The organism is Ramlibacter monticola (assembly GCF_016722785.1).
In the GTDB taxonomy this organism is placed as follows: Bacteria; Pseudomonadota; Gammaproteobacteria; order Burkholderiales; family Burkholderiaceae_C; genus Ramlibacter; species Ramlibacter monticola.
The window spans coordinates 389,472-395,471 of the sequence record NZ_JAEQNE010000006.1 but is presented as its reverse complement, the minus strand read 5'-3'; the positions used below and the strand labels follow the sequence as shown (position 1 = coordinate 395,471).

At 59.7% G+C, this 6,000-nt stretch carries 8 protein-coding genes and 1 pseudogene; 8 read left to right on the top strand and 1 reads right to left on the bottom strand.

Features of this window, described 5'->3' with window-relative positions; genetic code table 11:
• Positions 1 to 130: 130 nt before the first annotated feature.
• Both JJ685_RS22570 and JJ685_RS22565 read left to right on the top strand, forming a co-directional pair.
• Entirely contained in the window at positions 131 to 442 is a 312-nt protein-coding gene (locus JJ685_RS22570) for a DUF7716 domain-containing protein (protein ID WP_201676587.1), read from the top strand.
• Between the two features lie 175 nt (positions 443 to 617).
• Complete coding sequence (locus JJ685_RS22565) at positions 618 to 1,004, top strand: hypothetical protein (protein WP_201676586.1); 387 nt, start codon at positions 618 to 620, stop codon at positions 1,002 to 1,004.
• Between the two features lie 109 nt (positions 1,005 to 1,113).
• Here the strand turns inward: JJ685_RS22565 and JJ685_RS22560 are convergent, their stop codons facing one another.
• Positions 1,114 to 1,593: a hypothetical protein gene (locus JJ685_RS22560; protein ID WP_201676585.1), complete on the bottom strand. Its 480-nt coding sequence runs from the start codon at positions 1,591 to 1,593 to the stop codon at positions 1,114 to 1,116.
• A gap of 217 nt (positions 1,594 to 1,810) precedes the next feature.
• Between JJ685_RS22560 and JJ685_RS22555 the strand changes: the two genes are divergently transcribed.
• From JJ685_RS22555 to JJ685_RS22535, 6 genes and pseudogenes are all read left to right on the top strand, one after another.
• The gene (locus tag JJ685_RS22555; RefSeq protein WP_201676584.1) at positions 1,811 to 2,041 is read left to right on the top strand and encodes an addiction module protein; all 231 of its coding nucleotides are present in this window, start codon (positions 1,811 to 1,813) and stop codon (positions 2,039 to 2,041) included.
• Entirely contained in the window at positions 2,038 to 2,343 is a 306-nt protein-coding gene (locus JJ685_RS30490; protein ID WP_201676583.1) for a type II toxin-antitoxin system RelE/ParE family toxin, read from the top strand. Before JJ685_RS22555 ends, JJ685_RS30490 begins: the two co-directional genes overlap by 4 nt.
• A 113-nt stretch (positions 2,344 to 2,456) precedes the next feature.
• Positions 2,457 to 3,026 carry a YcxB family protein gene (locus JJ685_RS22545; RefSeq protein WP_201676582.1) on the top strand — a complete coding sequence of 190 codons (570 nt, stop codon included), beginning with the start codon at positions 2,457 to 2,459 and terminating at the stop codon, positions 3,024 to 3,026.
• 122 nt (positions 3,027 to 3,148) lie between these two features.
• Positions 3,149 to 3,670, top strand: a pseudogene (locus tag JJ685_RS30485) (DUF6933 domain-containing protein).
• Between the two features lie 211 nt (positions 3,671 to 3,881).
• A complete protein-coding gene (locus JJ685_RS22540; protein WP_201676581.1) occupies positions 3,882 to 5,003 on the top strand; it encodes a ParA family protein in 1,122 nt (373 codons plus the stop codon).
• Between the two features lie 35 nt (positions 5,004 to 5,038).
• A complete protein-coding gene (locus tag JJ685_RS22535; protein WP_201676580.1) occupies positions 5,039 to 5,743 on the top strand; it encodes a RelA/SpoT domain-containing protein in 705 nt (234 codons plus the stop codon).
• Positions 5,744 to 6,000 lie beyond the last annotated feature (257 nt).

Sequence of the window (6,000 nt, the reverse complement as noted above, 5' to 3'; positions counted from 1 at the left end):
CCAAACCTTACACTGCCCAATAGCGCCGCCGTGCCTCGGCGGTTTAGTCCAACAAGGTTTATCTGCCGCAGGGAGGGTCCGTGGTTGTCGATGCTGCGCGGCGGCAGATAAACGCTATTCGTTAGACCGCATGAAACTGTTCGAGGTTATCGCCAAGCTTGAGACGCTGGACGACGAGTGGTGCATTGTCGCGAAGCGGCCGTGGTCAGCGGACGCGGAGGCGGAGCTCGTGGAGCTGACGGAGGACTATCGCATTCCCAGCGCCGCTCTTTCTGCGGGGTACGAGTATTTCTTAGAAGTCTCCGTGGCGCTCGACGCCGTGTTGGATGGTCTCGGCGCTCGACTCACCTCGGAGCAGCGCGTTGAGGCAGTCATCTTCTATGCCGAGAATGACGCATACCCCGAATGGCTTTATGCGTTGCGCCAGGAGGCTGCTGAATGAGGACCAAGTCGCCTCTGCGGTCTAACAGGTCGTTCGACGCGGACACGCACCGGCAGGGCGCCGCGAGGCGCGCGCGCAATCGTACGCCTCACGGCGCCCTGCCGCTGCGCGCCGGTCAACTCCGACGTTAGGACGCACGATGCTCCGTTGTCTAATGACGATCTTAGGCGGAAGCATGTTGATCGCTTGCGCGCCTCCGCATGGCTCGGCGGATGTCGACCTCAAGGCGAAGCTCGTAGGCAGCTGGCGGTTCGAATACAAGGACGAATTCGAACGGGCTGTGCAAGGCACTGTTAGGTTGAGCGATGACGGCAAGTTTTTTGCCGTCGAAATGGTAAACGGAGAGCAGGGCTTTCGAGAGTCAAGGCTCTCAGGCCCCTGGTATGTGACAGAGGGCCTGTTCAAGCTGAATACGCAGGTCGAGGACGGTAAGGCTCTGGGGAGCCTGCAACAGTCCTTCTTCACATGCAAGGTCGCGGAGTTCAGTGCGATGAAGTTTGACTGCAGCGACGAATTGGCCAAGAAGACTTACACCTACACGCGAGTGTCAAGTGCGTCCTAACAAGTCGTTCGACGCGGACACGCAACGGCATTGCGTCGCGAGGCGTGCAGGTGAGCATACGCCCCGCGGCGCAATGCCGTTGCGTGCCGGTCAACTCCGACGTTAGGCATCACAATTCAAACCGTCGCTCACCTTCGCCTAGGAACCTGGAGACCTTGTGGCTGCCGATATCCAGCATGCAGACGCTGTCGCTCTTCTCGCACACCTTGAGGCCAAGATATTGGCTGACCCAGCGTTTCACATGACCTACTCTGACGCAGCGGTCGCCGTCGGAAGAGAACCGACCAGTGCCGGACGACATATCGGTCAAGTGACCTCTCGAATCGATGCCGCATGTTTCTACGCGAAGACACCCTTCCTCGCCATGCACCGCGTGCGGGAGACCTACGGTGGAGGAATTAATCCGCGCTCGTTTCAAACACAGCTCTGGCAGGCACACACAGCCGGTCTCGTCGTCCGAGCCGAAACCCACGTCTGGTCCGCTGAGGACTTCAAGAACATCAGGAGGCACCTTCTGAGCCTTGGCGACGACTCGGCCGCCCTCCAGTGGAAGCGCATCGAACAGTTTGGAGAGAGGGGGGTCAACCAAGCACTCGGTCTTCCTCCAGGTCCGTAAGCCCGGTGCCAGCGATGCCTAACAGGTCGTTCGACGCGGACACGCACCGGCAAGGCGCCGCCGGCCGTGCGCGGGAGCATACGTCCGGCGGCGCCTTGCCGGTGCGTGCCGGTCAACTCCAACGTTAGCCCTCACCAGGGTGGCGCTCGGAAGCGGTCGGCGTATCATGAGTGGAGTCGTGGAGCACCTTATGGCTGACCCTGTTGCAGATCTCGTGGAACGCGCCAGGTCCTTGGGGCCGGAGGAGCGCGTCCGCTTGGTGGAGCTTCTCCTCGATTCACTGCACGAAGAGCCGATCGCGCAAGTCGAAGCCGCTTGGGAAGACGAGATTCGACGCCGAGTGGAAGCGTTTGAGCGCGGGGAAGTCGAGACTTTCTCTGCCGAAGACGTCTTCGCCGAAGCCCGTCGTATTGCCCCGTGAAGCAGGCGCGCTTTACCGCGCTTGCTCGAGCCGAGCTTCTGGCTGAGATCTCATATTACGAAAGCCGCCGCACGGGTCTTGGGGCTCGCTTTCGCGCCGAAGTCGAGGCGGCTGCGGAGCTTGCAGCTTCTTCCCCCAAATCTGGCGCACCCGTCGCCGGAGTAGCACGCCGGCGCCTCCTTGCGACATTCCCGTTCTCACTCGTGTACACCGAGACCGATTACGGCGTCCTCATTCATGCCGTCGCACACAACCGCCGGCGGCCGACATATTGGATCGGGAGGCTTGGGGATGAGGGCTAATAGGTCGTTCGACGCGGACACGCAGCGGCATTGCGCCGCAAGCCGTGCGGGTGAGCATACGTCTCGCGGCGCAATGCCGCTGCGTGCCGGTCAACTCCGACGTTAGCCCGCACATGAGCGACATTTGGCACGTTCAATTTAGCGCGAAGGACTTTAGCGCCGCGAACCAGTTCCTCATGCGGAGCATGTGGGCACGCTTACCGCATCGGTGGGCGCTCTCCGTTCTGAGTGGCTCGTACTCCTTAATTTTCACCCTGGGGATCTTCACCCTTTGGAGAGTCGTCGAAGCGAGAAACATTCCCTACGGTCGGTGGTTTGTCGGCATCTTTGCCATGGCGTTCCTAGTCGGTCTGTTGGCGACTGCTGCCAGCCGGCGCATCTGGTCGCGCGGCATGCAGCAGCTTTGGGGCTCGAATACTTCGCCGGACACTGTCCGCCTCGATGCCAGCGCCATATCAATTGAAGGCGGGATGGGGCTTACGCGCGTGCCCTGGGCGATGGTTCAGGACATCGTCCGTGAGAAGCAGTACATCTACCTGGTGTACCGAGGGGTTGCGTGCCTCTACATCCCCGCAGGTGGGTTTGCCACTCCGGCTGACTTCGATGCCTTCGAGGCAAGAGCACGCGATCTCTTGGGCAAGAGTCGCCAGGCTACTACAGGTGAGGGTGGCGGTGCCGGCTAACAGGTCGTTCGACGTGGACACGCAGCGGCATTGCGCCGCAAGCCGTGCGCGAGAGCATACGTCTTGCGGCGCAATGCCACTGCGCGCCGGTCAACTCCAACGTTAGAGCGCACGATCGAGCCATGTTTACGCTCCGCTGCACTCAAAAGCTTCTTGGCCGCGGTCTGGCTGCTGCTCCCGGCCCCGAGGCGGAGCCCACTACGTTGCTTGGCGATTGGTATGCCAACGTTCTTGTTCGGAGGCCGCAGCATCTTGTCCTTTGCGTCAGCGAGAGGACCTTGCTGCCCGTGCTCGTTCCAGCGAAGGATTTGAGATTGTTAGCGGCCCGTGTGGTGGACTGCGCTTGCACTATGCTTGAGCTCTAGGGAGTCGATGCGGCGGCAGTTGAGAGGGAGCGTCGCGAAATGGCATCCGTACGCGTCGGTCGTACCGCGAATCGGCGCGTTCTTGGTTCCCTTAACGAGTTCCTGTTTCAGCTCCAACATGGCTCAGACTATTGGCCTGAGCGTTCGCTGATCGAGCGGGCTCTGTGGCTCGCTGAGACGCCGTGCAAGCCGATAGACTACGCCAGCCCGGCGGTTGCAACGAAGGCGCTGTTTCTGTCGGCTGCAGTACTCACGAAGGCAGGTCAGAGTGCGCTCTAACAGGTCGATCGACGCGGACGTCCTATTGGCGGGCTCTCGCCCGCCTACTGTCCGCCGGTCATCTTCACGTTAGCTCTCAGGCTGCTTGTGAACGACCGCCGCTACCGTCACTTGGCGTTTTGGCGATTTGCCACAAGTCGCCAGAGGGGTGCGGCTACTGCTTGCGTGACTCTAGCCTTCGATTGCAGAGCTGCGTATCATGGCGAGCACCATGCCAGTCAAAATCATTTCCATCTTCAATAACAAGGGCGGTGTAGGGAAGACGACTCTCACGTTCCATTTGGCTCACGCGTTGGCGAAGATGGGGCACAAGGTACTCCTGGTCGATCTTGATCCCCAATGCAACCTGTCGATCTACTGCATGCCGGTGGAGACAATCCAGGAGATCTGGGATGCAGAAGTCCCCTACATTGACGAACCGGGATTTGCTGACACGCGAAAGACGGTTTCCGCACGCGCATTCAAGACTGTTTGCTCAAAGCCGCGGACCATTCATTTTCTTCTGAAGCCCGCGGAAGAAGGTACAGGCGAGCTTGAGACGCTTCCACCCCCGTATCGTCTGGCCCCGAATCTCGACTTAATTCCGGGGCGTCTCACCCTGCACATGTTTGAGGAAATGGTCGCGAGGCGCTGGAGCGAGGCGTTCGTCGGCCAGCCGCTGGCGCTGAGAACCCTGAGCGAAATCCGGCGACTGATTTCGGAGTACGCCGAACACCACGGGTACGACATCGCCATCGCAGATACGTCCCCCAGCCTTGGCCCGTTGAACAAGGTGGCACTCAGCACGGTTGATGCATTCCTGATTCCTTGTGCGCCCGATTTGTTCAGCCTTTATGGCGTCAGAAACATCGGCAATTCTCTAACCCGATGGAATGCGGAGCTACGGACGCTGTACACGCTGATCCCGGCATCGCGCAGGCCTCACTTTCCGAACACGTTCGTGCGCTTCCTTGGCTATACGATCTACAACGCCAAACTTCGTGCGGGTGCAACGAAGTGGGACATGGCGATAGCGCACTACAACTACGCTCAGCAGATTCCCGACGTGATCTCGCAGCACGTGCCCAAGGAGCTTAGCGAGGGCATCGCGGCAAAGCTCCTCAGGCAGCCCATTGGTGAGACCGCGGTAATGCACACGCATAACACCTTTCCGGCGCATGCACAGAAGTACCACTGCCCCATGTGGGAACTGCCAGATCGCGAGGACTTGGAGGAAAGCGACCAAGCGACCATTCGGCCGAATCGTCAAAGGTACTTGGATACCAAAGACGCCTACGCGAAGTTCGCGCAGGCGGTGCTGAAAAGAACCGCATTGGTGGAGGCGGACCTGTGAAGGAGCCAAAGCCTCCGTCTCCGCGCAAAGCGCAGGTGGATGCAGTCGTCGAGGCTTACCTGGCACGGCGGGACGAGCTGGACTACTTTCGGAGGCAGGTCACTGACTTCTTCCTGATCTCTCGCCAGTTCAACGCACCGCCGCTTCCATTGGTTCACTCGGTGAAGTCACGCCTCAAGGACGTAGACCACCTTCGAGAGAAGGTACAACGGAAGTGGGTTGACGGACCAGTTACTCCGGAGAATCTGTTCTCCAGGATCACAGATCTGGCGGGAGTGCGAGTGATCCATCTGTACTCTCGTCAGTTCACTGAGATTCATCGCGCCATCGAGCAGCATATCCAACAGGGCTATTGGCACTTGTTCGAGCCCCCTGTCGCATATAGCTGGGACCCGGAGGCGACCGCATACTTTGAGAGCCTAAACCTTCGGGCGATGACTCGTGAGTCGTACTACACAAGCATCCACTACGTAGTCAAGCCGCAAGCCTCGGCGGATCTGTCGTGTGAAATTCAAATTCGAACGCTCTTCGAGGAAGCCTGGGGAGAAATCGACCATGCGCTGAATTACCCGACTGAGACGAAGCTACTGGCATGTCGCGAGCAGATTAGAGTACTTGCCAAGCTGGCGTCCACGGGAACGCGACTCGCTGACTCGATCTTTGCGACTGCACAAGACGGCTGCCAGAATCCTCCAACCGCGAAGGCGACGGCGAAGCGGAAGTCGAGAGCCAAGGCGTAGTCATCTGCAAATCCGCCTCTTAATTCGAGCTAACAAGTCGTTCGACGCGGACATGCACCGGCAAGGCGCCGCAAGCCGTGCGCGGGAGCATACGTCTTGCGGCGCCTTGCCGGTGCGTGCCGGTCAACTCCGACGTTAGATCTCGCATGCAACCGCTGTTCCGGTACATGGCCCCCCGGCATCTGCAATCGTTCCTTCGAAACGGTTCCATGCTTATGCGGTCGCTCTCGTACTACCGGGACTACGAGGACGCTGGG

Bases quoted from the DNA above. Each gene is read 5' to 3' on its own strand.
- JJ685_RS22570 (WP_201676587.1), top strand. From the start codon at position 131: ATGAAACTGTTCGAGGTTATCGCCAAGCTTGAGACGCTGGACGACGAG.
- JJ685_RS22565 (WP_201676586.1), top strand. From the start codon at position 618: ATGTTGATCGCTTGCGCGCCTCCGCATGGCTCGGCGGATGTCGACCTC.
- JJ685_RS22540 (WP_201676581.1), top strand. From the start codon at position 3,882: ATGCCAGTCAAAATCATTTCCATCTTCAATAACAAGGGCGGTGTAGGG.
- JJ685_RS22555 (WP_201676584.1), top strand. From the start codon at position 1,811: ATGGCTGACCCTGTTGCAGATCTCGTGGAACGCGCCAGGTCCTTGGGG.
- JJ685_RS22545 (WP_201676582.1), top strand. From the start codon at position 2,457: ATGAGCGACATTTGGCACGTTCAATTTAGCGCGAAGGACTTTAGCGCC.